This is a genomic window from Methanoculleus sp., from assembly GCF_020696975.1.
Classification (GTDB): Archaea; Halobacteriota; Methanomicrobia; order Methanomicrobiales; family Methanoculleaceae; genus Methanoculleus.
Genome location: NZ_JAJGBK010000020.1, coordinates 122,971 through 148,864 on the forward strand (window position 1 = coordinate 122,971; position 25,894 = coordinate 148,864).

The window sequence follows — 25,894 nt, forward strand, 5'->3', positions numbered from 1 at the left end:
ATTCTGAATATTCTGACGGTTCAAGTTAATAACGATGGTATCCGTCGCTGCATGGCAATTGATGAATGCGCGCGCCATGTCCTGCCGGCAGGCAGCAACCATCCCGGACGGAACTACTCTGGAGGACAGGGCTGCGCCATCCGGAATGGATCCAATGTTGAGAAGAGGCGCAACTCTGACAGTGTTAAGGAGCACGTGAGAGCATCTGCCGAATTTAAACTATTCATCAAGGTCCCTTCCCCTACACCCCGGAAGAGGGTTGGTCATTCTAACAAAAAAGTATATAACGGGGTTTAACGATTGGGTTCACCATGAAGAGCCTTATAATAGGCATGTTGCTGCATGGTGCGGTCATCGCCCCCCTCATCCCGGCAGCCGCGACCGCCACAGGCCCAGACGCCCGCGTCACGGTACCACCAGTCGATGATGTCAGGGAGTATAAGGGTCTTCATCCTGCCACCGTCGGGCCTGCTACAGGTTCAGGCCTCATGGTTGCCGCTCGCTACAGGTTTCATAGGCATGCAAGCACATTGGAGGTCAAGGTTCCGAGCGAGGCCCTTTTGCCCCTCGAACCCGGTACCGATTCCCACCATGCCCGGGGCATAGCGGGAGAAGATATCGTTGAAGTCGATTACCGCGAGGTTGGGGTCTGGACAACCTCATCCACTCCATACATCCCCTGATCTGCGAACCATGACGCCGAAGCCGCCGGGAACAAAGCCTCCCACTGGACCCGCTGTCCGTCTGAAAAGAGCTGCCGGGGAGTCCCGGGCAACCTCCCGTTCCGTCGAGGAGGTGCATGCGATCTTGGACGCTCCGCACGAAACCGACGAGTGGCTCCGGTCTCTGTCTGAAGGTGGAACCGAGACACGATCCGGAGGGTCCGGAGCAGTTATATCCAGGATCTCGGCCATAACAGCAACCCTGGCGTCCGGGACAGGCGGGAATAGGAGGATCTCACCACAGGCTGAAACTCACCTGGACACCGTTGCGTTGTCCGGGGACCTGCGACCTGAGAGATCTCTTCGGGTTCCTTTCTCCAGGGGAGGGAATATTGTCTCAGATTATCGCTTGCAGGGCCGAAAGGTCGTGATGCCAGGCGCAAAAAAATACTATGCTGCGGCTTTCCTCGCAATCTGGGTCATCATTGTTGCCTTTTTCATGGTTCTTAACCGTACTCTCGATCTTGAGATATTCTTTGTCCTCTCTCTCATGGGCTTCCTCGTCGTCGCGGTTCTGATTGACGGTGCTTTCTCGCAGCCTCGTTACATGCGCTACATCGGTTACCTCATTATGGTAGGAGTCGCCTGCTTTGCCTACATTGTCATGAATAAGATTCTGGAGATCCTTGCCATATGAACATCTGGGCTTCACGTTTTATCCTCACGGTCGCTGCCATCGCGGCGCTCCTCCTCCTTGCCAGTGAGGTAACCAGCCCGGCCCTCTACACTGCGTTGAATACTTCCACCGCCGCTCACGTCGATCCGGGAACTGTTCCAGGGCACCCGGGTAGTGACGTCAGCACTCTTATCAGCATGATGGATGCTCTCCTTGAACATACCGGGTCTCTCACCTTCATGATCAAACATAACGATTACAAGAGTGCTGAGCGCGACCTCGCCCACTACAGCGACCTCTCCAGGCAATTCGACCAGCTGGTTGTCACCCTTGATGTCTCCGGTACCGACATAGGCGAGTTCCAGCAGAGCAATCAGGAGAATTTCGCTTCCCTTGCGACCCTTTTACACGACGTCCGGCGATTTGAAGATCTCCAGCGGCTCGAGATCGAAGTCCGCGACGATGATGAGCAGCATGCAGCGATCGTCTACGAGAGCGAGACCCTCCGGCAGAAGATGCAGGAAGGATTTGCTACCTATGTAAGCCATGAAGCCGAAGTGACCGAGATCGGAGAAAAATACAGGCTGAATTTGACCCCATATCAGGAAAGCATCAGGAATTTTGTGGAGATCGCGAACGCCACGGAAGAACGATGGAACGAGACTCGCAAGAATACAAAATCGCCCCTCCTGATAGGGGTCATCCCCGGTAAAGGGCGCTATGGGGACACCCTTTCTATCACCGGGAGTTACGTCAATAGCACTCCCGGGACCCCCGTTGAGGTTTACGTCAACAGCAGAATTGCAGGAAACGCCACCCTTGACGAATTGGGCAATTATACATGTTCCTACCTGATCGGCAAAATTCCTGCCGGGCAGCACCTTGTCCATGCAACCTCGGGGCCAATCTACTCCGGGGTCGCGAGATTTCTCGTCCAACCTCAAAACACCACCATCACCCTCGCTGTCAGGGAACTGAATCGACCGACCATCATCTGCACCGGGAATCTTATGGCAGAGAATGGTCGGCCGGTCGCGGGTGCTCCCGTCATCCTCCGGATCGACGGCACCACCCTTATCGGGGTCGAGACAGACAGGAATGGCAATTACAGAAGAGAGGTCACCCTTTCCGCCGGGGAGCACGCTATCCGGGCGGAGTTTCACGCCGTGAACTATCCCTTGAACACCTCTGAGAGCCCGACGGCAACCGCTATCATACGAGGCCAGGAGTTGTCTCCTCTTCCGTTCGTAGCAGCGGTAGGGGCTGCGCTTGGGACCGGGTGGTACCTCCGGCGCCGCCTACCGGTGAAGAACCTCGTGGCGACAGGGCCCATGAAGATAGATTCGACGCCGGTGATCGAGACGACACCAGAAGTCGACCAGACAATCCCGTCGCATGTGGAGATCGCGGCTCTCCCCCCACGAGTTGCCGCGACCGTCCTCTTCCACACACTCCGTGCACGGCTCGGGCTCCCCGAGACAAAGACCCCACGGGATTGTGCCTGGCTTGTCCCGGCACATGCCGGGTTCTTCGAGCGCTACGAACGGATCCGTTACGCGGGAGAGATACCATCGGAGGAAGAGCTCCAGGCAATGGAACAGGAAGCTCTCGGGTGGGATGATGATGCAGCGTGAGACCTGGGCGATCCTCCTTGTCCTCCTCCTTGCTGGCGGGGTGATCTTTGTTCATGTCACCACCACCACCGAGGAGTACAGCCGCTACAACATTGGCTGGAACGGCACCTCGGATCTGGCCGCCGAGGAGGTCCGGGATCTCCGGGATCTCAGTCGCTATCCCGGGGCGACGCTTCTCATCCTCGCGCCCGATCAACCCTTCACCCCCGAAGATGTTGGATACCTGCGGATGTTCCTCGACGACGGCGGGCATGTCCTCATTGCCGACGAGGAGGGGACAGCAAACCCATTCCTTGAGGATCTCAGGAGCACCATGAGGGTCCGTCCGGGAAATTTCGTGAGTCTTGACCGGGATCGCGCTGATCCCGGGCTTTTTGTTGGACACATCGTCGAAAACGCGGGCCTCTTTACCGGCGTCGAGACCATCCTCCTCAACCGGCCGGCGGCGGTCGAGGGCGGCGACCCCCTCTTTGAGACCTCGGTCATGACCTGGGAAGATCTCGACCGCGACGGTCGGCCCGGCGGCCGGGAGACCTTTGGAACCGTAGTTGTCTGTGCACATGAAGGCAACCTCTCCGTGCTCGGGGATTCGAGCCTTTTCATCAACGCCATGCTCGAAGAGAATCCGAAATTCATTCAAGATCTCCAGCCACTTCTCATCGACGGCGCCCATAGCAGGATCGGGACCAGAAACTCGTTCATCAACACCCTGGTCTGGGCCCGGGAGACGCCGCTGGCCGCGTCTACCCTGGCTGCCCTGGCCGTCCTGCCGGTAGCCTGCTGGTTCGGGAGGAGAGAGAATGTCTGATAACAGCCTGACAGAACGTATAGAAACGATCACAAATGCTTATGAAGAGGTCTGGCAGATCACCCAGCAGGTAGTGGTCGCGAACCAGCCCCTCATCGAGGAGATCTTCATCAGCATGATCAGTGGGGGGCACCTCCTCATCGAGGGTGTCCCGGGAACAGCAAAGACCACCATCTGCAAGATAGTCGCACGACTGATGGATTACGAGTTCCGGCGCGTCCAGGGGGCCGTGGATCTCCAGCCGGCGGATATCGTCGGTGTCCGGATCTACGATCGAACGAAAAACGAGTTCGTCCTCCAGAAAGGCCCGATCTTCACGAACTTCCTGATGGTCGACGAGATCAATCGCCTGACTCCCAAGACCCAGAGCGCTCTTCTCGAGGCGATGAGCGAACGCCAGACTACGATCGACGGTACATCCTACCCGCTCAGTGAAGCCTACTTTGTCATCGCCACCCAGAACCCCTACGACGCTGAAGGCACTTTCCCACTCATCGAGGCCCAACGCGACCGGTTCATGTTCAGCACCACCCTTACCCACCTCGGCCCGGAGAGCGAACTCGAGATCCTCCGGCGGGAGCGGGCCGGGGAACTGGACTGGAAGGTTTACCAGGACCGGCTCGCTCCTATTCTCGGACCTGAGAGCATCAGTGCCATGGCCGCAACTGTCCGGGCGGTCAAGGTCGACGAGGTGATCCTTGCCTACATACGCGACGTTGTGCTCGCCACACGGTCCCATGGCGACGTCCAGCTTGGCGCGAGTTCCCGTGCCTCGATTGCTTTCCTCCGGGGCTCTATGGCCCGGGCGGCCCTGAACGGTCGGACCTATGTGATCCCCGACGATGTCCAGGCCCTGGCCCTGCCGGTGCTCCGGCACCGCATTATCCTCACCCGGGAAGCGGCGATCACCGGTGTTACTCCAGAGGCGGTCATCAATGAGATCATCAAGAGCGTTGGAGTGTCCTGACAATGTTCCGGCCGACCTGGAAGACCGGGGGAATCGCAGCCCTCGCCCTCGCCCTCACCGCTGTTGCCCTCCCCCTCGCGAACCCGGCAGCGGCTCTTGCGGCCGGCTCCCTCGGACTCTTCCTCCTCTGGCGGGGCTGGCGGTTCGAGCGCGATCTCGCTATTGTTGCCGCCTCCCTTGCCGTAGAGCGTGAAGTCGAGCCGAAACTCCTCCGGCAAGGAGCGATGGCGAGTATTAGAGTCCGGGCAGATCTCTCTGCTCCGCCCGGGCTCACGGTCCGGGTGCGTGATCTTCCCCCGGCGGTTGCGACGGGCGACCCCCCGCTCTCGCCGCCGGGGACGGTCGCGACCTACACGGTCTGGCTCATGGCCCCGGGGGGGACAACCTTTGGCGGAGTCATTGTCGAGGCAAGTGACGCCTACTTCTCCCGGGACCTCATCTGTCGCCACTACAACGCTCCACACCTCCAGGTCTTCCCGGGGGGGAGTTGGGGGGTCGGCAGGGGAAGAGGAGTTCGCGGAGAAGATACGCGGGTGGACAGGAAGGCTGCGCTTGCCGGACAGGATGTCCGCGGGTTCCGGCCCTACCGCTCGGGCGACGATCCCCGGCACGTGGACTGGAAGGTCACGGCCCGGCGCGGCACCCTCTACGTCAGAGAGATCGCAGGGCTTGAGGGTGGAATACCACTTATTGCCGTCGACCTCCCGACGACTCTGAACGGGGACCTGACGACCCTCGCCCGATTTACGATGACCGTCTACAGTGCGGCCGAAGAGGTGATTAACACTCATGGGAACTGTTCCCTCCTGATCATCACCAGCGGAGAGGTCGTCCGGTTCCTCCCCGGGGCACAGGATATCCGGGAGGTCGTTGCGATCCTCGGCAGCCTTGCCCCGGTTGAACCCCATGCTCCCCTTTACCGTGCGTCGGGATCCGCTGTCCTTATGGCCCGAATGCGTCGTCCTGCCATTGGGGCGGGACCAGAGGAGAGGGCGTACCATGAGAGACTCAGCGACATCATCTCGGCATTCGCGGCGGAGAACCCTGTGCCCTTTACGGTGGCAATACGGGAGGCGCTCTCCCGTGCCAACGCCGTTGAGATCCGGCTCTACTCCCTCCTCGTGACTGGCGACAGGAGTCATCTTGTCCAGCTGGCTAACGAAGCAAAGAGCCAGAAGATGCGGGTTGTCCTGAAGGCTCCCGTCGGTGCAAGTCCTCTTCCCGGGATTGATGCCATGGAGGTGCTCTGATGGCGACCGACCGGCGGTTCATCCTCCTCTGCACGGCCGAGGTCCTGGTCGTGGCGGCAGGCAACATCGTTGCCGCACTCATCCTGCAGATGATCGTCCTTGCCGCATTCATCGAGTATCGGCGGGGCTTCGCGACCTTCGCCGCCGCAACAATCGCCTTTTCCGGAGTCATTGCTGTCAGCAGCACCGTGTCCTTCCCCCTCCTTGCCCTTGCGGGCGCTCTCGGCTGCGGCTATCTTGCCCTCCTCCTCCAGGATTATCGGCTGGCCCGGTGGGCGGGAGGCGAAGCATGACGGGAAACAACCCTTTCCTGGGAGCATTTCTCCTCATCCTCGCCGCAGTAAGCCTCCTCGCCCTTGCGGGCGCGACCGGGCGGGGGGACATCACCACCGCGACGCTTGTCCTTGCGGGCGCAGGCTGCTTCATCGCCGGAGTCTTCCTCCTCGCGCTTCACAAGGGCGAGCCGATCGACCCTGAGATCACCGCCCTCCTCCCCGTCCAGGGGACCGTCAGCATCGCCACCCTCTGTGCAGACCTTGGGATCCAGGGCAATGCCTGGTTCGTCCCGGAGGCGGACGGGACCGTCGTCGAGGTCATCCCGGTCACCAGCACCTTTCCGGTGACGCCCAGGGGTGACTACTCCTATGTCACTGGCGAGAGTGGGTGCGCCGTCCGGATTGTCCCGGCATGCGCCCCGCTCCTCGCGCACCTCCGGGAGAAGCATGCCCTTGAGGTTCCCGAAAGAGAGTATGAGGGACTTCTTGCATGTGTAACAGAGGTCTGTGACGACATCCTCGAGATTGCCGGAAAGACGAAAGCGGTGCAGGACGGCGCAAACATCGTCGTCACCTTGAACGCCTACCGTCTCCTTCCCGGCTGCCGGGCTGTCAGGGAGGCCTCCCCGAAGTGCTGCACCATGGTCGGCTGCCCGATCTGCAGCCTGCTTGCGGCGATCACGGCGATAGGGGCCGGACAGCCGATGACTATCGAGCACACCGCCATCGACGAAACAACAAAGACCCTCCGGGTTATCCTGAGACCGGCCGGGGCCGAGAGGTCAGGCTCCGATAACTCGCATTGATCGGCTCCATCCCATGACTGCGGAGCCGGCCAGCGGTACCGAACCTTTTGAGAAAGAGCGTAGCCGGATTTAGAAAGGCTCTCTCTTTGACGGGTTCATCCGTTCGACGGACTTCATCGAGGAGAACACGATGGACCTCGCGGGTATCGATATACGCGGATCTGATGGTGAAGAAGGCCGTTTACAACCTCATCGGCAACGTCGTTGACCATGGCCTCTTTCTGCTCGCCAGAATCCGCAGGAACACCGGGATGGCGGTCCGGGGGACGGGATCTCTGGAGAGGAGCCGGTTACAGTTGTAAGGGCAGGCAGCCATCCCGTCCGTGCTGCGGTCAGTGATGGCCTCCTTCCCCTCGAAAGAGGTGAACGTGACCGGCACGTTCAGTGTGCTCGCCACGGCGAAAGACTGTAGGGTGCAATCGTCGCTGCCGCTTTGTCCTTCTCAGTCTATGGCGACACACCGGTCTTCCTCAGGCACGAGGGTATGGTCCCAACCCCCCTCTCCCCTAACCCGGTCCTGGCAAATATCAAAGCAATAGAGAGCGCCACCCGGGGGTCGTTACCTATCTCGACGGTCGCCGGACCTGTCCGAACCAGTTTGCGCTCTTTTGCCTCTTGCTCTCCATGTATGGAGAGCAGGGTTCACTATATTTCATAGCCCTTTCCAAAGGATCACACAGGTTACCCGTTCCCCGTGGTAAGGCTGTCCAGGTTATAGCTTCACTTCACCCCTGTCTTACCTGCATGGGCAACCGCAACCTTCAAGTGTTACGGTTCCAGGAATACCCTGCACTCTATATAGAACACTAGAGGTAACTGTCCTATGGTTGGGGGACCGGAGAAGGACATAACCGTCGACGTCGTTGGCCTCGGATACGTCGGCTACCCCCCGTCGATGCGTTCACTCAGGATACCAGAACAACCGGGTATGCCCTTGACGCGAACAAGATCGCCGGGATCAATGCGCAACCAGACAGCAACGTCATCGCCACCGTGGACCCGGCCAGGATTCGCGAGGCCGACACCGTACTCATCGCCGTCCCCGCCCTGGTGACGAAGGCAAAAGATCCCGACATCTCCTACGTCGTCTCGGCCGCCGAGACCGTCGCCGATATCGCTATCAAGGGACAGAACCAGGGCGGCAGGGTTATCCGGCATCCAGGGATCCTCATCCCGGGTCTGACCTCCAGAGAGAACGTCCCCGACACCCGGGCGAGCCCGGTCAGGAAGATAGTTCACGAACTCAAGGAGTCTGATACCGACATCTATGGCTACGACCGGCTCCCTTCACCCATCGAGATCGAGCGGCTCGGGGCGAAGCCGGCCGCCTTGCTTCGGGGAATCCGGGGCACGGTGGGCTCTATTACTGTTTATTCTCGACACAGCGCCTTTGCGTCGCTGAAACTTGATGCGTTGCCCACGAACCGCAACGGGGAGCCGATCGTTGTGGATATGATGGGGATGCCCCGGGGGAGCAACGGGAGGGTGTGGGAAGGATGCATGTACTGTACGTCGTAGAGAGGTTCAGTTAGGTGAGGTCGGTCTCCGGAGGGGGAATAAACGGTTATGATAGATGAGGAACAAGAAAAGAAGATCATCGTCACCGGGGGAGCGGGATTCATTGGTTCTGCTGTTATCCGTTACCTGATTAAACTGTCCAGTCACACAGTGATTAATCTTGACAAGTTAACCTACGCGGGCAATCTGGAATCGCTCAAAGAGGTTGAGCACAGCCCACGCTATCATTTCGAGCAGATAGACATCTGCGATCCGATTGGACTGCATAAGGTGCTTGAACGGTATCAACCGGATATTGTCATGCATCTTGCTGCAGAATCGCACGTAGATCGGTCTATTGACGGTCCTGCAGCATTTATTCAGACCAACATAATCGGAACCTATACCCTTCTCGAAGCATCCCGGAAGTACTGGGAAGGTCTCCCTCCGGAAAAACAGAACCAGTTCCGCTTCCACCACATCTCGACCGACGAAGTATACGGCGACCTGGGAGATGCCCAGGGACTTTTCACTGAAATCAGCCCGTACGCACCAAGTTCGCCCTATTCTGCAAGTAAGGCAAGTTCGGATCACCTTGTCAGGGCCTGGGTCCGGACATATGGACTGCCGGCAGTAGTAACGAACTGCTCCAACAATTACGGCCCGTACCAGTTCCCGGAAAAACTCATCCCACTCACGATTCTCAATGCCCTGGAGGGCAGGTCCTTGCCGATATATGGTAAAGGCGATCAGATTCGTGACTGGCTCTACGTCGAAGACCACGCTCGGGCCCTCTGCCTGGTGGCCACACAGGGGGAAGCTGGTGAGACCTACAACATCGGTGGGCGCAATGAAAAACGGAACCTCGAAGTCGTACAGATGATCTGCGAGTTACTCGAAGAACTGGCTCCCAATAAACCTGAGGGCATCAAGCATTATCACGACCTGATCACATTTGTGCAGGACCGACCCGGCCATGACAGACATTACGCTATCGATCCTACCAAAATACAGACTGAACTTGGCTGGGTTCCTGTGGAGACGTTTGAGACCGGTCTTCGCAAGACTGCTGAGTGGTATCTAGGGAACCAGACCTGGTGCAAGAGAGTTCAGGACGGCTCCTATCGAAGAGAGAGGCTGGGTGTCGGCATATGAAGGGCATCGTACTCGCCGGCGGCAGCGGAACCCGGCTCTATCCCATTACCCGGGGTATATCCAAGCATCTCCTGCCGATATATGACAAGCCCATGATCTACTACCCCTTATCGGTGCTGATGCTCGCAGAGATCCGGGATATCCTGATCATCACCACCCCGGAGGATCAAGACGGCTATATCCGGCTCCTCGGGGATGGGACCCAGTTCGGGATCAACCTGACGTACGCGATTCAGCCCAATCCCGACGGGCTGGCCCAGGCCTTCATCATCGGTGAGGAGTTTATCGGCAACGACCATGTGTGCCTGATCCTGGGGGACAACATCTTCTATGGCCTAAACTTTACTCCCCGGCTCAAGAAAGCCCGCAACCAAAATGTCGGTGCAACGGTGTTTGGATACCAGGTACAAAATCCAGAGCACTTCGGTGTTGTGACGTTCGATGAACAGATGAGGGTTCTTTCCATCGATGAGAAGCCGGCCTACCCCAGGTCGAACTATGCCGTTACCGGCCTCTACTTCTACGATAATGACGTCGTGAAGATTGCCAAACAGGTCAAGCCATCGGACCGTGGCGAACTCGAGATTACAAGCATTAACCAGGTGTACATGGAACGTGGCACCCTCAACGTAGAACTGCTCGGGCGAGGCTTCGCCTGGCTGGATACGGGCACCCATGACAGCCTGCTCGACGCCGCACAGTTCGTTGAGACCATAGAGAAGCGGCAGGGCTACAAGATAGCCTGCCTGGAGGAGATTGCCTGGCGCAACGGCTGGCTAACCGCCGAGCAGGTACGGGAACTCGCGCAACCTATAGCAAAGAACGGCTATGGATGTTATCTCCTCGAACTGCTGGGATTCGATGCGAGGAGGACAACATGATCCCGGTGACCAGGCCCCATCTCCCGGAGATGAGCAGGTACCTTGGATACATTGAACGCTGCTACCAGAATAACCAGCTTACGAACAACGGTCCCCTGGTGCAGGAGTTGAAGGCCCGCCTTGAAGACTACCTGGGTGTACAGAATCTCCTCCCGGTGGCCAACGGGACCCTTGCTCTCCAGATAGCCTATAAGGTTCTTGGCATCTCCAGGGTAGCCATCACCACGCCGTTCACATTCGTAGCGACGAGCAGTTCCCTCAAATGGGGGGGGATTGAGCCGGTCTATGCCGATATCGACGCGAGCAGCCTGAACTTGTCTCCTCAAAAGGCCGAGATGATCCTGGATCCTGAGGTTACAGCCCTGGTTCCGGTCCATGTATACGGAAATCCCTGTAATGTAGAAGCCTTCGACCGAATTGCAAAGGATCATGGCCTGAAGGTGATCTATGATGCTGCCCATGCTTTCGGCGTACGGTTAAACGGCAAAAGCGTTCTGCAGTGGGGTGACGCCGCCACGCTCAGTTTTCACGCGACGAAAGTGTTTCACACCGTTGAAGGCGGGGCAATAGTCTTTAAAAAGCGCGAGGACTACGAGCGGGCGTGCAGGCTCATCAACTTCGGTTACGAAGAGGGAGAGGTCGCCGATGAGGGGATAAATGCCAAAATGAGCGAGTTCCATGCTGCCATGGGGTTGTGCATGCTGGACGAGATCGATAGTGTTCTTCAGGAGCGGGAAGAGATTTATAAACGCTATTATGAGGCATTAAAGGATCATTTCGAGATACCCGTATGGAAAGAGGGCGCCACGCGGAACTATGCCTACTTCCCTGTGCTCTTTCCTTCGGAGGATGCGCTGCTCAAAACCCAGCAGCGTCTGAACGATGCGGGGATATTTCCAAGGCGGTACTTCTATCCTTCGCTGGATGCGCTGAATGGATACGCCCGGCCAGATAAAGGAAATCCCATCTCAAGGAGCAGAGCGGACAGAGTGCTCTGTCTTCCTCTATACTCAGCGCTTCCGTTAGAAGTCCAGGATAAAATCATTGAGATAACGGTCTCATCACAGAAACTCTATGCCAGGACGCCATCGGAGTTCTCCATGATGAGTTTGACGGGGGGATGATGCTCACCAGCGAGTTCAGGATCAGCCCCGATGTCACGAGCAGCAGCCCAAGGGTAAGTGCAGCAACCCCGCCGATGAAGACGATGTAGTGGAACTGGGCGGTGCGATAGTACTCGGAGTAGGTGTAGGTCTCTGCGCAGATCCCTGTGAGAGCGATGAGGAAGCCCGGAACGCTGAAGGAGAGGAGCGGCCGCTTATAGCCGATCAAACCGACGATTCGGGCGAGGACTCCAAAGCCGTGGGAGATGGGGTTCTTCTTGTGCTTGTGGGGAACGTCATAGGTAACCGAGATCGGGACTTCAGTCATCCGGAGGTTGATCGATGCGAAGTGAGCGATCATGTCCGATTCGATGGTGTAGCCCTCTGATGCGAAGTTCAGGTTATCGAGAGCCCGGCGGGAGAGCGCCCGGAAGCCAGATTGGGAGTCGGTCGTCACGAACTCCCCGTCTGTCGAGAGATTCGTGAACCCGTTGAGGACCTTCTGCCCGGCGACGCGATACTTCGGGATCTTTACCCCGGTGTCCAGGAACCGGGAGCCGATGACGAGGTCGGCCTCCCCCGCGAGCACCGGGGCCACGACGGCTGGAATCTCAGCGGGATCATGCTGGCCATCGCCGTCGAGCATCACAACGGCTTCGAAGCCAATCTCGCGAGCTCGGGCAAACCCGGCCGTCATCGCCTTCGCCTTGCCCCCGTTATCCAGCATCTCGATGACGTCCGCGCCCGCGAGCCGGGCGATCTCGGCGGTCCGGTCGGTCGAGCCGTCGTCGATGACGATGACCCGGTCGACGTGCTGCTGTGCCTGGAGGACGACCGATCCAATAACCAGCCCCTCGTTGTAAGCCGGGATGATGGCAGCGAGGGTCCGGGAGGCAATGGCCTGCTGCCATGGTTGCTTTCCAGAATCGCAGGAGGTTACGCCTGTATGAAGATGAGTTCTTTCTCTCCTGTTACTACCGTGCCTGACAATCTCTCCGGTCGTGCGGGCGGTAGGGGAGGCAGTTACGCAGGTGCTCATTGCGGCGGCTCCTGGCGTGGGAACATGAGAACCGGAGTCGAGCAAACTTCCTGCTCCTGGAATGCCCTAAGGTAGGGGGCGTGATCCCACACCCAAGCGGACTGAGTGTTGTTCTTACCTTCACCTGACCCCGGCAGGGCCACGCACGCCGGGTAAAACGGTATCCACACGGGTACCACGGAAACACACCCTAACGCAGGCCCGTATCCGACTGCGTCACTGCCCGCCTGGATGAGGCGAGCGGCCCCCGTCCTGATAGCGACTGCCGGACGGGGGATGGGTTCCTGGCACCTGGGCCTGATGCTACGGTGTTAATTGTACTATATAAACATTTCATTCGAGCTGCTTAAGAAGAAAACTGGGGGAGGCCCATATACCCGAGATATCTGCATATACTGCTGCTTAATGGAGTGATTTGCGTGTCCGGAACCGGGGCGACTTGTTTGAGTGGAACTATAATAGTTGTATATATCCTTTTCACAGCGTTATTGACCCGGGGATGTCGTGATTTGAATAATATTAAAAATCCAACCTTCTTAAAGAAAAATTATTTCATCTCCATGAATCAAGGGACGATCGGCGGGGAGTCTCAGTAAAGTTAGGGTGCTGATTACCCTGGTCGCCTTTTGCGAGGCAGCAGGGGTCCCTTCCGACCTGAACTATCGAGATTCATCACCGGCAGATAACGTGGAAATCGGGTGCGATGGCAGGAAATTCATCGAGAGGATCCCGACCTGCCGAGGGTATTCTGGTATTTCACAAAAGCAATCGCGATATGGAGTTTACTGCTGTTCTTCATGGATGTGCGCGCCACCATTGTCAGGAGAACTCCAGACCAGACCGGGAGTTTTGCCGGGTTGGTGGCCCCCACTGCAAGGAAAACGACAGGGACAGAATAACCCGGGTAGGACTCTTCTTCTTTTCCGAAGCGCTGCTCGGCCTGCAGCCAGGTTGCCGCGGTCATGGCGATCAGGACTGGACAGCAGTTGAAAGAGAAGGATCTTCGGGCTATCCTGAGACCGACGAACCCGGGAGGTCAGGCTCCGACGACTCGCGTTGGTCGGGTCTATCCCATGACGTGGTGCTGCGGATGGAAGCCACAAAGACTGCTCTCTCTGTATGAACTCCGGAACGCATAGGTTCAATTTTTTTCGTAGTTTACCATCGTTTTATCTCCCGTTCCCGCCCATACTCCTGCGTAGCGCGCCGAATGGACAGGCGGCTCTTGCCTGATGCAGGCACACCAATCCAGCGACTCACGCCGCGCGGAGTCCGGCACACGGGCAATTGCCGGATCAACGGCAGGTTTCCGGGGACTTCCCAAAAATGGCAGTTCCACAGCGATCGAAATCGTGCTTCCTCACTCGACGTGTAGACGCGTGTCACAGAAAACGTTAATAAGAGGATATCAAAGTCAGCAGTAGGCACCGCCGGACCGGGCGGGGTGTGGTGATATGATACGAACAGAGAGCCTCACGAAGGTGTACAACGGCAAGGCGGCCGTCGACGGCCTGGACCTTGAGGTCGGGGAAGGCGAGATATTCGGTTTCCTCGGCCCGAACGGAGCGGGGAAGAGCACGACGATCCTGATGCTCACCGGGATGATCGAGCCCACCGGCGGGCGGTGCCTGGTCGATGGGATCGAGGTCGCGAAAGACCCGCTGAAGGTGAAGGAGATCATCGGCTACCTCCCCGAAGACGTCGGGTTCTACGGGAACATGACCGGCGAGCAGAACCTGGACTATTTCGCCCGGTTCTACGGGATGGACGCGCGGGAGCGGAAAGAGCGGATCGCGAAACTCCTCGAACTCGTCCACCTCGACGGCGTTACCCAGAAGGCCGGCGAATACTCCCGCGGGATGAAGCAGCGGCTCGGGCTTGCCCAGGCGCTGATCAACGATCCGAAGGTGCTCTTCCTCGACGAACCGACGGCAAACCTCGATCCCGAGGGCGTCAGGGAGTACCGTGAACTCGTCGAGCACCTCGCCGGCGAGGGAAAGACGATCTTCGTCTCCTCACATATCCTCTCAGAAGTCAGGGAGGTCTGCCGGACCGTCGGGCTGCTTGCAAAGGGAAGACTCGTCGCGCAGGGGACGCTTGAGGAGGTCGCCCGGGCGCTTGCTCCCTCTGACGGTGATGCCGTCCGGATCGTCGTCGAGACCCGGGAGCGCCTGCCGGAACTCGAGGATCCCGAGATCATATCCGTCGAGCGGAACGGGACGCGGGCGGTCGTCCGGGCGAAGGCCGACATCCGCGACCGGCTCACGGAGACTCTCTTTCTGGAGGGGCTTCACGTGCGGGAGATGCGCATAGAAGAGCCGGATATCGAGGACGTCTTCATGGCGGCCTACCGGAGGTAAGAATGGCGGTCGATCGGTTACTCAACGTAGCACGAAAAGAGTTCTCGGATCACATCACCAGCAGGCGGTTCATCATCATCCTCGGCTTGCTTCTCGTGATATCGGCGATCAGCATCCACGACGGCATCGAGAACTACAACAACAGCCTTGAATCGTATAACGAGCAGCTCCAGCGTATGCAGGAGCTCGAAGACCCGTACACGAGCTGGATGCCCCAGAAACCCTCGATCATGTTCGTCTTCATATCGATGATGAGTTACATGACGATGCTCGGCGGCATCCTTGCCATTGCCATCGGGTTTGACCTGGTCTCAAAGGAGAAGGAGACACGGTCCTTGAAGTCGCTCCTCTCCCACCCGCTTTACAGGGACGAGATCATCAACGGCAAGGCCCTCGGGGGTGTTGGGGCTCTGGGGTTCGCCATGGCGCTCGCACTCGCCATCGCCCTCGGGCTGCTCCTCATCTTCTCGATCGTCCCGACACTGGAGGAGTTTGCCGCCATCCTGATCTTCGGGGCGGTCTCGCTCGGGTTCCTGCTCGCCTACTTCGCCGTCGCGCTCACGATGTCGACGGCTGCAAAAGAGAGCGGGAACGCGCTGATCTACACCCTGGTGATCTTCTTTGCGGTCTCCTCGCTCCTTCCCATGTTCGGGGCGATGGCCGCGGATGCCTTCGCTGGCGATCCCCCCGAGATGCCCGAGATGCCTCCCATGCCGAGAGAGGTCGTGCGGACCTCGAGCGGCGGAGGCTATTTCGTCAGCACCGCCTCGCAGAACGTGGTCTACGGCGGAGCCGACGACCCGGCATGGAGAGAGTATGAAGAGGAGATGCAGAACTACATAGATAAACGGCGGTTTATCAACGATATCTCGAACCTCCTCTCGCCGCAGATGAACTACTACACCGTCGCGATAGCGGTGACGAACCCGCAGATCATGGCGACGATGGATGCACCTGTGCCCTATGGTATGGCACCAGAGGAGAAGCCCGGTCTTGCCGAAGCCCTGGGCCGGGTCTGGATGAACATCGCCGCACTCATCGTCTTCCCGTCGGCCTTCTTCGCCGCGACCTACGTGAAGTTCATGCGGATGGATATCAGGTGAGGAGATGACCGGAAGAAAAATTTTTCTCATCCTTCTCCTTGCCGTGCTGATCGCCCCGGCGGCGGCAACCGGGGGCGGGACGATGCCGACAGAGATCCGGTGCGACTTCCCCGGCGAGATGATCGAGGCCGGTAACACCGCCGTCTTTGACCTTGCGGTCACGAATCGGGGGGAGACCGGGACGTGCCTCCTCAACTACTGGACCTTCCGGGGCACCGACAACTGGAAGATCCGGTTTGAGGACGGTGATCGCGAAGTCTATCGGATGCTGATCCCGGCCGGCGAGACGAAGACCGTCCGCCTGGTGGCCGAGACCTCCGGGCATGCTGCGGTCGGGGAGTATCCCATCCGGGTGGGCATCGGCAAGGGCACGATCTGGCTTTACGTCCAGGTCACAAAGACCCACAGCGGTGAGACCGGGACGCTTGAGGCCACTGTGGTCGATAAGGAAGGCAACGTCGTGAAGGGTGCCGACGTCGGCCTCTACGACGGCAACACCCGGATCGAGGGAATGCTCACGACCGCCGAGGGTAAGGTGAGCATCGGGGCCCCGATGGGCACCTACACCGTCACCGTCACCAAACCCGGGTACAGGCTCTGGGATAAGGAGGACGTCGAGGTCCGGATCGGCCGGACAACCGATCTCGGGATCGTGCCCCTTGACAAAGAGAACTTCTTTGCCGAACTCCGGGTGAAGTCCCCGTCCCGCGTAGCGGCGATCGGCTCAAACCCGCAGTACGAGATGATCCTGAAGAACGCCGGTAGAAACGACGATACCTACACACTCTCCGTCCTTGGCCTCCCCGAGCAGTGGTATGCCCGGTTCAAAGAGAGCCGCGAGACCGCCGAGGAGATATCGGAGATCTACATCCCTGCCGGTGAAGAGAAGTCTCTCTACCTTGACCTCATCCCGCCCTACTCGGTCGATATCGGGGAGTACAACCTCACGACGGTGATCGGCTCGGCCGCCCGGGAGTATGAGGAGAACCTGACGCTCCGGATCCGGGGGTCTTATGACATGCGGACGTATGCGAAGAGTTACCGCCACGAGATCAACCGCGGCGAGACCCTTACGTTCGATATGACGGTCTCGAACGCCGGCTCCGGAGGAGCGTTGACGAACATCGGCGTCAACATGAGCGCGCCCGAAGGGTGGCGGGTGACCGTCGACCCGGCATCGGTCGCGAGCCTTGAGCCCGGCGAGCGGGCGACGCTGCAGGTGACGGTAGTCCCGCCGGCCGACATCGTCGCCGGTGAGTACAAGATCGTCACCGCGGTGAAGAGCGACCAGGCCGAAGGGGAGGACGAGTACCGGATTGTGGTCAAGGAGCAGTCCTACGTCGCGGTGCTTGGCCTCCTGGTGATGGCGGGGGTCGCCGCGGGGCTCTGGTATATGTTCAAGAAGTACGGCCGGCGGTGAGGCAAGGTCTCCCGACTCTCTTTTTTAATCTGAACCGGGCCGCGCCCGGGAAACCATTATCGTACCCCGGCGCCATCTTCCGCCAGCATGACCGTCGTATGCATTGATACGAACCTCTTTCTTGAACTTTACGAGTCGAATGAGGATCCGATGGAGATCTTCCTTGATATCGGAGCGCTTAAGGAGCATCTCGTCTTTCCCGACATCATCATCGATGAGTTCCTCCGCAACCGTTCAAAAGTTCTTGACCGCATCGCCGATGGCGTGCGGAGGCGGGAGACCGAGGAGGTCCGCCTGCCGTCGATTATACGAGAAAATCCAAACGTTGCACCGCTGCAGCGTACCGGGGAGGAGTACAACCGGGCTGTTCGCACCCTCTATGATGACATCCAGGGGATGATTGCGGAGCCTTCTGCCGATTCGGTGGCCCGGGCATTCACCGAACTCTCCAAGGATCCGGTCGTGCGGGTTCTCCGCCGGACAGAAGAACTCGTCACCCGGGCTCAACGTCGGAAACTCCTTGGTAACCCCCCAAAGACAACAGGTACAGATACCGTTGGCGATGAACTCATCTGGGAGACACTTTTAGAAGATCTTAAGGAGGACCTGATCTTCGTCACCCGGGACCGGACATACCGCAACCACACCGCCTACCTCATGCAGGAGTACCAGGAGAGAACCGGTGGCAACCTTACGATCACCGACCGGATATCCGATGCCTTAAGGCTCACCGGAAGACCGCCGTCGCTGGCACTGGTCCGGTTCGAAGGCTGGGATGAAACGGGCCGATAAAGGGTCTTCGGCCTGTCACTCGATGTAGGAGAGGACCTTGCGCTTCACCGGCCCCTTGCTCGCGATGGTGCTGTAGGCCCATCGCGCAACCCTGCCGATGAGGTCCTCCCGGCTCACCTCTAAAAAGAGGTTGAGCGAGGGGTTGAACTTGGACTTGAAGAGGTTCAGGTTCTCGTTGTTCGCCCCGACGTTCTCCATCTGGCGGTAGCCCTCCTTCTTTGCCTGCTGGAGGAGCAACCACTGCAAGAACTCGTTCCCGGGCATCGCGGTCATCTTCGGGGCACCCATCCAGAGGGTTAAAGCCTTGTATTCCTGGGTCGCCTGCACGCCCGTCACGGCGCCGTCGTTGTCGTAGAGGTAGTAGAGCCCGAGTTCATCGGGATACGCCCGGTAGAGTTCCTCGAAGTAGGTGCGGCTGATCATCGGGATGTTCATCTCGGGGTCGCCGAACCGCTCCGCGACCGTGGAGTAGAAGACCGAGAGGTCGGTGCTCTTCTCGAAGTGGTAGCCGTTCTTCTCGACCTTTCGCAGTTTGGTCCGGAGGTTGGATGAGAAACTGTTCCAGATATCGTCGAGCGGCGAATCGAGGTCGATCAGATAGGTGAAATGGAGCCGGGCCTGGTACCCCTCTCTCAGGAACCGTCGAATATCGATGAAACCCGGAACCTGGATTATGGAGAGGTAGTTCGGTGCCAGGGCTGCAAACTCGCCTTCCAGGTCGTCACCAACCTGTTTGAGCATTGATTCCTTCTTGCTCTGCTTGGCGATATCGTAATGGCGGCCCATGACGAACCCGAGGTATGGCACCACCGACTGGAGAGGAGGTGGGGAGAGGAGGATGTTGATCCCGTGCGTCTGCCTCTGAAAAAGCGGCATGATGGCGATCAGACTGTTGCCCTTGAAGATCCCGTAAGGAAGAAATTGAAAGCCGGTATGCTTCTCTGTTATCTTCATGAACTCCCATTTATGGAAAAGGCGGCCGGAGATGCTTTCATCCACGAACGCGTCCCAGGCGTCCCCATCATCGATAAGCCCTATTGTCATGCTCTCACTCCCTGCTCCGGTTCGCCTGCAGGGTCGTGCGGATTATCCGTCCCCAACGATATATACGTTTCCCGGGAGGGGGGTGGCCCATGGCGGGTGCCGGATTTTGCGGGATGATAGCCGGCAGAGGCCCCGGCCCGGGAGACTTCATGGAATCACAACGTTCAAATTGCCGTGGACACCACATAAATTGCGTATTCATCTGCGGAAGCGAACGTTTGCCTCTCCACAGCGAGGATGAGTGAATAAAGATGCTCACGGATCGGGAACTGGAACGCTATCGGCGGCAGATTGCACTCTTCGGTGAAAAGGCCCAGGAACGGCTTGCGACTGCCCGGGTGCTCATCGTCGGGGCCGGCGGGCTCGGGTGCCCGGCCGCTCTCTACCTTGCCGCCGCCGGCATCGGGGAGATCCGGCTGGTCGACGGCGACGTCGTGGACCGGACCAACCTGAATCGGCAGGTGCTCCATGCTGATCGTGACATCGGGCGGGCGAAGGTCGAGTCGGCGGCCGGGAAACTCCGGACACAGAACCCGGAGATCAGGGTTACCGCCGTCCATGCTGCCGTCAACGACGATAACGCCGACGCGCTCGTGAATGGCGCCGACCTCATCATCGATGCTGCCGACAACTTCGCGGTGCGCTACACCCTCAACCGGGCAGCGCTTCGGAGCGGCGTGCCGCTCATCCATGGGGCGGTCAGGGGGTTTGACGGGCAGGCGACGACGATCATCCCCGGCCAGACGGCCTGCCTGGAATGCATTTTTCCAGTAGCCCCGCCCATCGAGGGCGTCACTCCCGTGATCGGCACCACGCCCGGGATCATCGGACTTATTCAGGCAAACGAGGCAATCAAGTATATCACCGGCACCGGCGACCTCCTAACCGACCGGCTTCTTATCTGGGACGGAAGGGCCGCCACCATGACGACTCTGGCGGTCGAGCGGCAGGAAGACTGCAACGCGTGCGGGATTGATCGGTGCTGAATCGAGGAGAAGTGAGATGCAGGTTCGAGTCAGGGCTTTTGCCCGGTTGCGGGAGGCCATCGGTGGTGACCTCATGCTTGAGGTTCCCACAGGAACGACGATGAGCCGGCTGCTTGCGGCAGTCGGGGAGACCTCGGAGCAGGCAAAAGAGGCGCTCTTTGAGGAGAACGGCGAACTCCGGGGGTATGTGATACTGATGCACAACGGCAGGCGCGTCCGGCGGTCGGAGGCCGCGACGCTCACCCTCGCTGACGGGGACGAGGTCGCACTCTTCCCGCCGGTGGCGGGCGGATGATGGAGGATTGGCAAGCATGATCAGCGTAACAAGAGACGATTTTGACGTGAACGCAGTCATCGACCGGGTCCGAAAGCCCGATATGGGCGCTCTGGTCACTTTCCTCGGCGTCGTTCGGGACGACGGCGGGATCGAGGAGATGGAACTCGAGGCCTACGAGGAGGTCGCGAAGAAGGAGTTCACAACGATCCGGGACGAAGCGTTTGCAAAATACCCTATAGCGGCCGTCGAGATCATCCACCGGATAGGAAGGCTCCGGGTCGGGGAGAACATCCTTCTCATCGTCGTCGGCGCCGGGCACCGGAAGGAGGCATTCGACGCCTGCGAGTATATCCTCGAGCGGATCAAGCAGAGTGTGCCGATCTGGAAGAAGGAGATCGGGAAAGAGGGCGAGCGCTGGGTGCCGGGCGAGTTCTCAGGGGGCGACGCATGATCCGGCTGCAGTCGTGCCGGAAGGCCTACGGGAAAGAGACCCAGCGCACCGTCCCGCCCGAAGAGACGCTCCGTCTGGCGCGAGCGAGGCTCCCGGCGGCGGGAATCACCCGGGTCGCCGATATCACGAACCTCGACCGGATCGGGATACCGGTCTTCTCGAGCATCCGGCCGACCGCCGGGGCGGGAGCGATATCGGTCTACAACGGTAAAGGAGCCACCCCCATCGAGGCGGAAGTCTCGGCGATGATGGAGGGGATTGAGCGCTACTCGGGCGAGATGGACGGCCGTGAGACCATCGTCGGGCGGTATAGTGAGGTCTCTGCCCGGAAGACGGCGATCGACCCGGCGGACCTGATCCTGCCCGAACGGGTCCCGACCGATATACCGGTCCCCTGGGTTGAGGGGTATGATATCGTCCAGGAGGAGGAGGTGCTCGTCCCTGCCCATGCGGTCTTCCACCCCCTCCCGGTGACCTGCGGCCGCCTCTTTCGGACCAACACCAACGGGCTCGCCTCGGGAAACACCCTCGAGGAGGCGACCTTCCATGCCCTGATGGAGGTGGTCGAGCGCGACGCCTGGTCGCTTGTGGAGGTGACCCGGAACACCGGCCCCCGGATCGAGGGGATCGCCGACGGGCTCGCCGCTGATCTGCTCGCGAAGTTCGCGGCCGCCGGCGTCGAGGTCACCCTGAAGGACATCACGAGCGATATCGGGATCCCCACCGTGGCCGCGGTCGCCGACGACGTGGTCCTCAAGGACCCCGCCCTCCTCACGATCGGGATGGGGTCGCACATGAACGCCCGGATTGCGGTCCTCAGGGCGCTCACGGAGGTCGCCCAGAGCAGGCTGACCCAGATCCACGGTGCGAGGGAGGATACCGACACGGCGGACGTCAGGAAGAGGATCGGCTACGACCGGACGAAGCGGCTGAACCGGCACTGGTTTGCGGAGTGCGAGGCGGTCGAGTTCGCGGCCATGCCGTCGTTTGACAGCGATGATTTCCTCACCGACATCAACCACGTCACCGACCGGCTCGGTGCGGCCGGGCTCTCCCGGGTGATCGTGGTCGACCTCACCCGGCCGGAGATCGGCATCCCGGTCGTCCGGGTGATCGTCCCGGGGCTTGAGATGTATGCGATGGACCAGGACAGGATGGGTGGGAGGTGCCGTGACGCGCGGAGTCGTCGTCTTCCTCGGTCCCAGCTGTGACCATGCGACCGCCCGGGGGATCCTCGACGCCGATTACCGTGCTCCGGCCAAACGAGGCGATATACTGGATGCCGCACGCACCGGGGCCCGGATCATCGGGCTCATCGACGGCGTCTTCTTCCAGGACTGCGCCGTCGCCCATCGGGAGGTTCTCGCTGCCCTCCGGGCCGGGATACGGGTCGTCGGCGCCTCCAGCATGGGAGCGCTCCGGGCCGCGGAGCTCGACAGCCTCGGGATGGAGGGCATCGGGGAGATCTACCGGGCCTACCGGGAGGGAAGGCTCGTTGCCGACGACGAGGTGGCGCTCCTCTTCGATCCCGAGACATTTGTGCCGCTCTCCGAACCGCTCGTGAACATCCGTGCGACCATCCAGAGGGCGGTTGAGTGCAACGTGATCGGTGCCGATGCGGCTCGGGCGCTCCTTGAGGCCGCCCGGGGGCTTTATTTCCCCGAGCGGACATACGATGCGGTCGTCGAGGCGGCTGCCGGGACGACGGAGCCTGAGGATCTCGCCCGCTTCCTGGTGTTTGCCGGGGAGCATGCCATCGATCAGAAACAGGAAGACGCGGTGTTAGCACTCAGGTACATCCGGGATACCGCAGAAAGCATTGAACCGGCCGGTTCAACGATTCCACCTGGGGCGCCGTAGAAATATATCCCTCCCCGGGCCGAGTTCTGTATGGCGGTGGGGAATCATTCCCCCCGCGGGGGGACAATATAGCAGTCGGTACCGGGCGACCCTTTCCATCATCTCTGTCGCAACCCCGGTACCGAAAAAATGGAACGGCTCTCTGGCCAGACCACACAGGAATGTACTCAGGCAGATACCCCAAATGCACCGGATGCAGGCAACACCAGATCGGCGGCGCCCACGCAGATGTCATTCGCCAGAAGTGGATTCCTGGCCGGATGCACCTCCGTAAGGGGTCCTGCAATGCCGGCAGAACGCATAACCCGGGGAGGACCAGCACCTTCCCTTTTGAGTGGCTCTCCTGCAACCCACCTACCTGACCCGCCAAAGACTCCCCGGGACGGCACACCCCGGGGAGTTCTCCCCGGGCGCTATCCATTCCACACATCCGCTGCCCGAAGGGCTGCTTCTGCGCGCTCTCCCGGTGGAGCACCGGCAACAGAGGTGAAGTTCGCGAAATCGCCGCGCAGCACCTTCAGGGCATACTTCTCCCGGTCAATCTCCCTTCTTGTCCGGAATCCCAGCCGCCGGAGAACCTCAAGCGGTGGGCACCATCCCTGTACGGCGTGCTGCAGCAGGAACGGCAGGACGAGACCCGGCAGGATCAACCACCGTCGGTCGCGGAAAACCCCGAGAACGAGCCCCGTCATCCCAAGGGCTGCCGCGTTCGCCTCCAGCATCCGTTCGACGTCCCATTCGGTCTCCAGTTCATAGATACGTTTTGTTATCTCGAAACTGTCCTGTGCGGCAAAATAACGAAGACTCCCGGCGATCTCGCGATCGATCCGGGCGTTAATCTCGGGCGGCGTGTTCTTTCGCACCCTGTCGACTGCCATACCCAATCACCTGCAACGCGTGCACGCACCCCGCGGGGGGAAGAAGATTACGGTCCGACGCCGGGAAGGGAGGAAGAGCAAATGTGGCCTATCTCTTGGAACAAGGCAGTTCCCAGCCCGGCGAGCCCGAGTGGCGTACTGTGAGACATCGGATCGCAACATTGATGCCTGTAAAAATTAATCAACACATGTTGACGTTATCTTTCAGCACCCTTCCCGAACTGGCGCGGCTGCTTGCTCTGCTCGGGAACGAGCAGCGGCTTGCCGTACTTGGGGCGATCGCCACCGAAGAGAAGTATGCCCGCGAGGTCGCCGAAGAACTTGGCATATCGCGCCCGCTGGCCGCCATTTACCTCCGGCAGCTGGAGAAACTCGGTCTCGCGAAGGGGGTCAGCCGGACATCGGACGAACCGCCGTACCTCCGGAGATGCTACCGGGCGGTGCCGTTTGAGGTGGTGCTGAATCTGGACGTGCTTATGTCGTTAGAGAGGTCGAAGGATGAAACAGGATAGGTGGCAACTCTACCTGAAGGCGCTGTGGGGCGCCGTTATTGCATTGCTCGTGATCAGCGGCCTTATCGCCGGTTTGCTCGGCGGTTCGAACTCTTTGAATGCCGTGCTCGCCGGGTCCTTCGTTGTTATCATAAATCTCGGCGTCCTGACGCTACTCTTCATCATTGTCGTAAGGATCAAGGAGTGGATCGAGGGGCAGGTGGCGAATGTCGCCGAACAGAAGGATGCCGGCGCGGAATTGCAGATGCTACGGCAGTCGCTGGAGCGGATCGAGGCGAAGGTGGACAGGATCGAGAAGGTTCTCGACGGGATCTCCGAATGAGCGCTAAAAAAGTGATTGGGTGGGTGCAGGTAGGACGTGCAGTAGCGCGCTGCAGGGTGGGTGGACGAGGCACAGGCAGGTCCATCATCGCCTGGCCACGTATTGGTAAGAACTCACCACGTAATAATGTTTATCTATTATGACAAAAAGTTATATTCGTAGTAATCAACCCATTCTTTCCCGCTACCGGGAACCATCCCCCTCCCGCCGATCCAGCGAGAGCCGTCCGGCGAGCCATACGATGCGGTCGCGTCGGGCCGCTTCGTCCAGGCAGTGGCCCGCATTGTACCATTCGAGCGACTTCGGGTCGTTCGCCCGCTCGAAGAACTCCCGGGACTGCTCCTCTGTGAAGAACTCGTCGCGAAGAGCGGCCTGGAAGAGGAGGGGGGTGGGTGCGGCACGGCCGACCCAGACGGCAGGGTCGAGTTCCGCGAGCGTCCGGCGGTAATGCTCGAATTTCTCGCCCTGCAGGTCGGGCAGGTTCACGGCGGCGACGTCGACAAACCTTCCGGTGCCCGTCATCAGGACGGCGGCTCGAAGACGCCGATCGGCGCCGGCGAGCACCGCCCCGAAAAGCGCCCCGACACTGTGGCCCACGAACCCGATCCGATCAGGGTCAACATCCGGTTGCGCTATGAGGAGATCTATCCCCCGGCGAAGGTCGATCACCGTCCGGGTATACTCCCGCACGGCCTCCCCGGGATCCGTGACTGCCTGACCCCAGGCTGCTGCCGTATCGGCGGACCAGGGAGCGTCGACGAGCAGGGAGGCCGCACCCATCCCGGCAAGGGCCACGGCCTCGGCGAGGAACGTGGCGCGGGAACCAAGTCCCGGGTGGAGGAAGAGAATGGCAGCGGAGCGTTTCGACCGGTCAACTTCTGCCGGGGCCACCAGGTAGGCCCGAACCCCCCGATCCGGGGCAGTCTGGTAGGTCAGGTCACTGACCGAGACGTCGGTGCCGGCAATCTCGATCGCGGGTGGTCTTTCTGCATCGTAATCGAAGAGCGGGCGCAAATTGTCGGCAGTTCGTTCCATAAGACTCCTTCTGCTTTCCTCTCGACCCGCCGGCAGATAAACCTGGCGTCTGCGGGGAGAAAGTGATTCCGGTATTCTATATCCTGCTCAGAATGGAAGGT

At 59.7% G+C, this 25,894-nt stretch carries 29 protein-coding genes; 24 read left to right on the plus strand and 5 right to left on the minus strand.

The annotated features are described in order from the left end of the window. The first annotated feature begins 311 nt into the window (after positions 1 to 311). From QZ650_RS05665 to QZ650_RS05725, 13 genes are all read left to right on the plus strand, one after another. Positions 312 to 683 (plus strand): hypothetical protein, encoded by a 372-nt coding sequence (locus tag QZ650_RS05665; protein ID WP_292520574.1) that lies wholly within the window; start codon positions 312 to 314, stop codon positions 681 to 683. Between the two features lie 10 nt (positions 684 to 693). Continuing rightward, complete coding sequence (locus QZ650_RS05670; protein ID WP_292520572.1) at positions 694 to 1,359, plus strand: hypothetical protein; 666 nt, start codon at positions 694 to 696, stop codon at positions 1,357 to 1,359. Then, positions 1,356 to 2,972 (plus strand): hypothetical protein, encoded by a 1,617-nt coding sequence (locus QZ650_RS05675; protein ID WP_292520571.1) that lies wholly within the window; start codon positions 1,356 to 1,358, stop codon positions 2,970 to 2,972. Before QZ650_RS05670 ends, QZ650_RS05675 begins: the two co-directional genes overlap by 4 nt. Further along, on the plus strand, positions 2,959 to 3,780 hold the full coding sequence (locus QZ650_RS05680) for a DUF4350 domain-containing protein (RefSeq protein WP_292520569.1): 822 nt from the start codon (positions 2,959 to 2,961) through the stop codon (positions 3,778 to 3,780). Before QZ650_RS05675 ends, QZ650_RS05680 begins: the two co-directional genes overlap by 14 nt. After that, on the plus strand, positions 3,773 to 4,747 hold the full coding sequence (locus QZ650_RS05685; RefSeq protein WP_292520567.1) for a MoxR family ATPase: 975 nt from the start codon (positions 3,773 to 3,775) through the stop codon (positions 4,745 to 4,747). Before QZ650_RS05680 ends, QZ650_RS05685 begins: the two co-directional genes overlap by 8 nt. Before the next feature lie 2 nt (positions 4,748 to 4,749). After that, positions 4,750 to 5,997, plus strand: coding sequence for a DUF58 domain-containing protein (locus QZ650_RS05690; protein ID WP_292520565.1), 1,248 nt, complete (start codon positions 4,750 to 4,752; stop codon positions 5,995 to 5,997). Further along, positions 5,997 to 6,290 carry a hypothetical protein gene (locus QZ650_RS05695; protein WP_292520563.1) on the plus strand — a complete coding sequence of 98 codons (294 nt, stop codon included), beginning with the start codon at positions 5,997 to 5,999 and terminating at the stop codon, positions 6,288 to 6,290. Before QZ650_RS05690 ends, QZ650_RS05695 begins: the two co-directional genes overlap by 1 nt. Further along, positions 6,287 to 7,078: a hypothetical protein gene (locus tag QZ650_RS05700; RefSeq protein WP_292520561.1), complete on the plus strand. Its 792-nt coding sequence runs from the start codon at positions 6,287 to 6,289 to the stop codon at positions 7,076 to 7,078. The genes QZ650_RS05695 and QZ650_RS05700 overlap by 4 nt, the downstream gene beginning before the upstream one ends. 164 nt (positions 7,079 to 7,242) lie before the next feature. Continuing rightward, the gene (locus QZ650_RS05705; RefSeq protein ID WP_292520559.1) at positions 7,243 to 7,380 is read left to right on the plus strand and encodes a hypothetical protein; all 138 of its coding nucleotides are present in this window, start codon (positions 7,243 to 7,245) and stop codon (positions 7,378 to 7,380) included. Between the two features lie 691 nt (positions 7,381 to 8,071). After that, positions 8,072 to 8,596, plus strand: coding sequence for a UDP binding domain-containing protein (locus QZ650_RS05710; protein WP_292520557.1), 525 nt, complete (start codon positions 8,072 to 8,074; stop codon positions 8,594 to 8,596). Positions 8,597 to 8,644: 48 nt separating this feature from the next. Further along, positions 8,645 to 9,730, plus strand: coding sequence for a dTDP-glucose 4,6-dehydratase (gene rfbB, locus QZ650_RS05715; protein WP_292520555.1), 1,086 nt, complete (start codon positions 8,645 to 8,647; stop codon positions 9,728 to 9,730). Continuing rightward, a complete protein-coding gene (gene rfbA, locus QZ650_RS05720; protein ID WP_292520553.1) occupies positions 9,727 to 10,611 on the plus strand; it encodes a glucose-1-phosphate thymidylyltransferase RfbA in 885 nt (294 codons plus the stop codon). The genes rfbB and rfbA overlap by 4 nt, the downstream gene beginning before the upstream one ends. Beyond that, a complete protein-coding gene (locus QZ650_RS05725) occupies positions 10,608 to 11,735 on the plus strand; it encodes a DegT/DnrJ/EryC1/StrS aminotransferase family protein (RefSeq protein ID WP_292520551.1) in 1,128 nt (375 codons plus the stop codon). The genes rfbA and QZ650_RS05725 overlap by 4 nt, the downstream gene beginning before the upstream one ends. On the opposite strand, the gene QZ650_RS05730 is transcribed toward QZ650_RS05725, so the two are convergent. Together QZ650_RS05730 and QZ650_RS05735 are read right to left on the minus strand one after the other, a co-directional pair. Beyond that, positions 11,653 to 12,753 carry a glycosyltransferase family 2 protein gene (locus QZ650_RS05730; RefSeq protein WP_292520550.1) on the minus strand — a complete coding sequence of 367 codons (1,101 nt, stop codon included), beginning with the start codon at positions 12,751 to 12,753 and terminating at the stop codon, positions 11,653 to 11,655. The two genes, QZ650_RS05725 and QZ650_RS05730, sit on opposite strands and share 83 nt — an antisense overlap. Positions 12,754 to 13,468: 715 nt before the next feature. After that, positions 13,469 to 13,717: a hypothetical protein gene (locus tag QZ650_RS05735; protein WP_292520548.1), complete on the minus strand. Its 249-nt coding sequence runs from the start codon at positions 13,715 to 13,717 to the stop codon at positions 13,469 to 13,471. 490 nt (positions 13,718 to 14,207) lie between these two features. Here QZ650_RS05735 and QZ650_RS05740 point away from each other — a divergent pair, with 490 nt between their 5' ends. The 4 genes from QZ650_RS05740 (at position 14,208) to QZ650_RS05755 (ending at position 18,428) form a co-directional block, all read left to right on the plus strand. Beyond that, positions 14,208 to 15,113 (plus strand): ABC transporter ATP-binding protein, encoded by a 906-nt coding sequence (locus QZ650_RS05740; RefSeq protein ID WP_292520546.1) that lies wholly within the window; start codon positions 14,208 to 14,210, stop codon positions 15,111 to 15,113. Positions 15,114 to 15,115: 2 nt separating this feature from the next. Further along, positions 15,116 to 16,216 (plus strand): ABC transporter permease subunit, encoded by a 1,101-nt coding sequence (locus tag QZ650_RS05745; protein ID WP_292520544.1) that lies wholly within the window; start codon positions 15,116 to 15,118, stop codon positions 16,214 to 16,216. Between the two features lie 4 nt (positions 16,217 to 16,220). Further along, complete coding sequence (locus QZ650_RS05750; protein ID WP_292520542.1) at positions 16,221 to 17,636, plus strand: NEW3 domain-containing protein; 1,416 nt, start codon at positions 16,221 to 16,223, stop codon at positions 17,634 to 17,636. A gap of 87 nt (positions 17,637 to 17,723) precedes the next feature. Further along, entirely contained in the window at positions 17,724 to 18,428 is a 705-nt protein-coding gene (locus QZ650_RS05755) for a PIN domain-containing protein (protein WP_292520540.1), read from the plus strand. A 15-nt stretch (positions 18,429 to 18,443) separates the two neighbouring features. Here the strand turns inward: QZ650_RS05755 and QZ650_RS05760 are convergent, their stop codons facing one another. Then, positions 18,444 to 19,472, minus strand: coding sequence for a GNAT family N-acetyltransferase (locus QZ650_RS05760; protein WP_292520538.1), 1,029 nt, complete (start codon positions 19,470 to 19,472; stop codon positions 18,444 to 18,446). Between the two features lie 251 nt (positions 19,473 to 19,723). On the opposite strand from QZ650_RS05760, the gene QZ650_RS05765 reads away from it, so the two are divergent. The 5 genes from QZ650_RS05765 to QZ650_RS05785 are packed head-to-tail and all read left to right on the plus strand — an operon-like array spanning position 19,724 to position 23,046. Then, a complete protein-coding gene (locus QZ650_RS05765; RefSeq protein ID WP_292520535.1) occupies positions 19,724 to 20,458 on the plus strand; it encodes a HesA/MoeB/ThiF family protein in 735 nt (244 codons plus the stop codon). A gap of 16 nt (positions 20,459 to 20,474) precedes the next feature. Next, complete coding sequence (locus tag QZ650_RS05770; protein ID WP_292520534.1) at positions 20,475 to 20,753, plus strand: ubiquitin-like small modifier protein 1; 279 nt, start codon at positions 20,475 to 20,477, stop codon at positions 20,751 to 20,753. Positions 20,754 to 20,769: 16 nt separating this feature from the next. Then, positions 20,770 to 21,186 carry a molybdenum cofactor biosynthesis protein MoaE gene (locus QZ650_RS05775; protein WP_292520533.1) on the plus strand — a complete coding sequence of 139 codons (417 nt, stop codon included), beginning with the start codon at positions 20,770 to 20,772 and terminating at the stop codon, positions 21,184 to 21,186. Continuing rightward, positions 21,183 to 22,397, plus strand: a complete 1,215-nt coding sequence (locus tag QZ650_RS05780; RefSeq protein WP_292520531.1) for a YcaO-related McrA-glycine thioamidation protein — start codon at positions 21,183 to 21,185, stop codon at positions 22,395 to 22,397. The genes QZ650_RS05775 and QZ650_RS05780 overlap by 4 nt, the downstream gene beginning before the upstream one ends. Continuing rightward, positions 22,357 to 23,046, plus strand: a complete 690-nt coding sequence (locus QZ650_RS05785; protein WP_292520529.1) for a TfuA-related McrA-glycine thioamidation protein — start codon at positions 22,357 to 22,359, stop codon at positions 23,044 to 23,046. Before QZ650_RS05780 ends, QZ650_RS05785 begins: the two co-directional genes overlap by 41 nt. A 413-nt stretch (positions 23,047 to 23,459) precedes the next feature. On the opposite strand, the gene QZ650_RS05790 is transcribed toward QZ650_RS05785, so the two are convergent. Continuing rightward, positions 23,460 to 23,924, minus strand: a complete 465-nt coding sequence (locus QZ650_RS05790; protein ID WP_292520527.1) for a hypothetical protein — start codon at positions 23,922 to 23,924, stop codon at positions 23,460 to 23,462. A 188-nt stretch (positions 23,925 to 24,112) separates the two neighbouring features. Between QZ650_RS05790 and QZ650_RS05795 the strand changes: the two genes are divergently transcribed. Continuing rightward, complete coding sequence (locus QZ650_RS05795) at positions 24,113 to 24,436, plus strand: winged helix-turn-helix domain-containing protein (RefSeq protein WP_292520526.1); 324 nt, start codon at positions 24,113 to 24,115, stop codon at positions 24,434 to 24,436. Then, entirely contained in the window at positions 24,423 to 24,758 is a 336-nt protein-coding gene (locus tag QZ650_RS05800; RefSeq protein ID WP_292520524.1) for a hypothetical protein, read from the plus strand. Before QZ650_RS05795 ends, QZ650_RS05800 begins: the two co-directional genes overlap by 14 nt. A 183-nt stretch (positions 24,759 to 24,941) precedes the next feature. On the opposite strand, the gene QZ650_RS05805 is transcribed toward QZ650_RS05800, so the two are convergent. Next, the gene (locus QZ650_RS05805; protein ID WP_292520522.1) at positions 24,942 to 25,793 is read right to left on the minus strand and encodes a dienelactone hydrolase family protein; all 852 of its coding nucleotides are present in this window, start codon (positions 25,791 to 25,793) and stop codon (positions 24,942 to 24,944) included. Between the last annotated feature and the right edge of the window lie 101 nt (positions 25,794 to 25,894).

Excerpts from the sequence above, each read along its gene's own strand:
- QZ650_RS05665 (WP_292520574.1), top strand. The coding sequence starts at position 312 with ATGAAGAGCCTTATAATAGGCATGTTGCTGCATGGTGCGGTCATCGCC.
- QZ650_RS05670 (WP_292520572.1), top strand. The coding sequence starts at position 694 with ATGACGCCGAAGCCGCCGGGAACAAAGCCTCCCACTGGACCCGCTGTC.
- QZ650_RS05675 (WP_292520571.1), top strand. The coding sequence starts at position 1,356 with ATGAACATCTGGGCTTCACGTTTTATCCTCACGGTCGCTGCCATCGCG.
- QZ650_RS05680 (WP_292520569.1), top strand. The coding sequence starts at position 2,959 with ATGATGCAGCGTGAGACCTGGGCGATCCTCCTTGTCCTCCTCCTTGCT.
- QZ650_RS05685 (WP_292520567.1), top strand. The coding sequence starts at position 3,773 with ATGTCTGATAACAGCCTGACAGAACGTATAGAAACGATCACAAATGCT.
- QZ650_RS05690 (WP_292520565.1), top strand. The coding sequence starts at position 4,750 with ATGTTCCGGCCGACCTGGAAGACCGGGGGAATCGCAGCCCTCGCCCTC.
- QZ650_RS05695 (WP_292520563.1), top strand. The coding sequence starts at position 5,997 with ATGGCGACCGACCGGCGGTTCATCCTCCTCTGCACGGCCGAGGTCCTG.
- QZ650_RS05700 (WP_292520561.1), top strand. The coding sequence starts at position 6,287 with ATGACGGGAAACAACCCTTTCCTGGGAGCATTTCTCCTCATCCTCGCC.
- QZ650_RS05705 (WP_292520559.1), top strand. The coding sequence starts at position 7,243 with ATGGTGAAGAAGGCCGTTTACAACCTCATCGGCAACGTCGTTGACCAT.
- rfbB (WP_292520555.1), top strand. The coding sequence starts at position 8,645 with ATGATAGATGAGGAACAAGAAAAGAAGATCATCGTCACCGGGGGAGCG.
- rfbA (WP_292520553.1), top strand. The coding sequence starts at position 9,727 with ATGAAGGGCATCGTACTCGCCGGCGGCAGCGGAACCCGGCTCTATCCC.
- QZ650_RS05725 (WP_292520551.1), top strand. The coding sequence starts at position 10,608 with ATGATCCCGGTGACCAGGCCCCATCTCCCGGAGATGAGCAGGTACCTT.
- QZ650_RS05730 (WP_292520550.1), bottom strand. The coding sequence starts at position 12,753 with ATGAGCACCTGCGTAACTGCCTCCCCTACCGCCCGCACGACCGGAGAG.
- QZ650_RS05735 (WP_292520548.1), bottom strand. The coding sequence starts at position 13,717 with ATGACCGCGGCAACCTGGCTGCAGGCCGAGCAGCGCTTCGGAAAAGAA.
- QZ650_RS05740 (WP_292520546.1), top strand. The coding sequence starts at position 14,208 with ATGATACGAACAGAGAGCCTCACGAAGGTGTACAACGGCAAGGCGGCC.
- QZ650_RS05745 (WP_292520544.1), top strand. The coding sequence starts at position 15,116 with ATGGCGGTCGATCGGTTACTCAACGTAGCACGAAAAGAGTTCTCGGAT.
- QZ650_RS05750 (WP_292520542.1), top strand. The coding sequence starts at position 16,221 with ATGACCGGAAGAAAAATTTTTCTCATCCTTCTCCTTGCCGTGCTGATC.
- QZ650_RS05755 (WP_292520540.1), top strand. The coding sequence starts at position 17,724 with ATGACCGTCGTATGCATTGATACGAACCTCTTTCTTGAACTTTACGAG.
- QZ650_RS05760 (WP_292520538.1), bottom strand. The coding sequence starts at position 19,472 with ATGACAATAGGGCTTATCGATGATGGGGACGCCTGGGACGCGTTCGTG.
- QZ650_RS05765 (WP_292520535.1), top strand. The coding sequence starts at position 19,724 with ATGCTCACGGATCGGGAACTGGAACGCTATCGGCGGCAGATTGCACTC.
- QZ650_RS05770 (WP_292520534.1), top strand. The coding sequence starts at position 20,475 with ATGCAGGTTCGAGTCAGGGCTTTTGCCCGGTTGCGGGAGGCCATCGGT.
- QZ650_RS05775 (WP_292520533.1), top strand. The coding sequence starts at position 20,770 with ATGATCAGCGTAACAAGAGACGATTTTGACGTGAACGCAGTCATCGAC.
- QZ650_RS05780 (WP_292520531.1), top strand. The coding sequence starts at position 21,183 with ATGATCCGGCTGCAGTCGTGCCGGAAGGCCTACGGGAAAGAGACCCAG.
- QZ650_RS05790 (WP_292520527.1), bottom strand. The coding sequence starts at position 23,924 with ATGGCAGTCGACAGGGTGCGAAAGAACACGCCGCCCGAGATTAACGCC.
- QZ650_RS05795 (WP_292520526.1), top strand. The coding sequence starts at position 24,113 with ATGTTGACGTTATCTTTCAGCACCCTTCCCGAACTGGCGCGGCTGCTT.
- QZ650_RS05800 (WP_292520524.1), top strand. The coding sequence starts at position 24,423 with ATGAAACAGGATAGGTGGCAACTCTACCTGAAGGCGCTGTGGGGCGCC.
- QZ650_RS05805 (WP_292520522.1), bottom strand. The coding sequence starts at position 25,793 with ATGGAACGAACTGCCGACAATTTGCGCCCGCTCTTCGATTACGATGCA.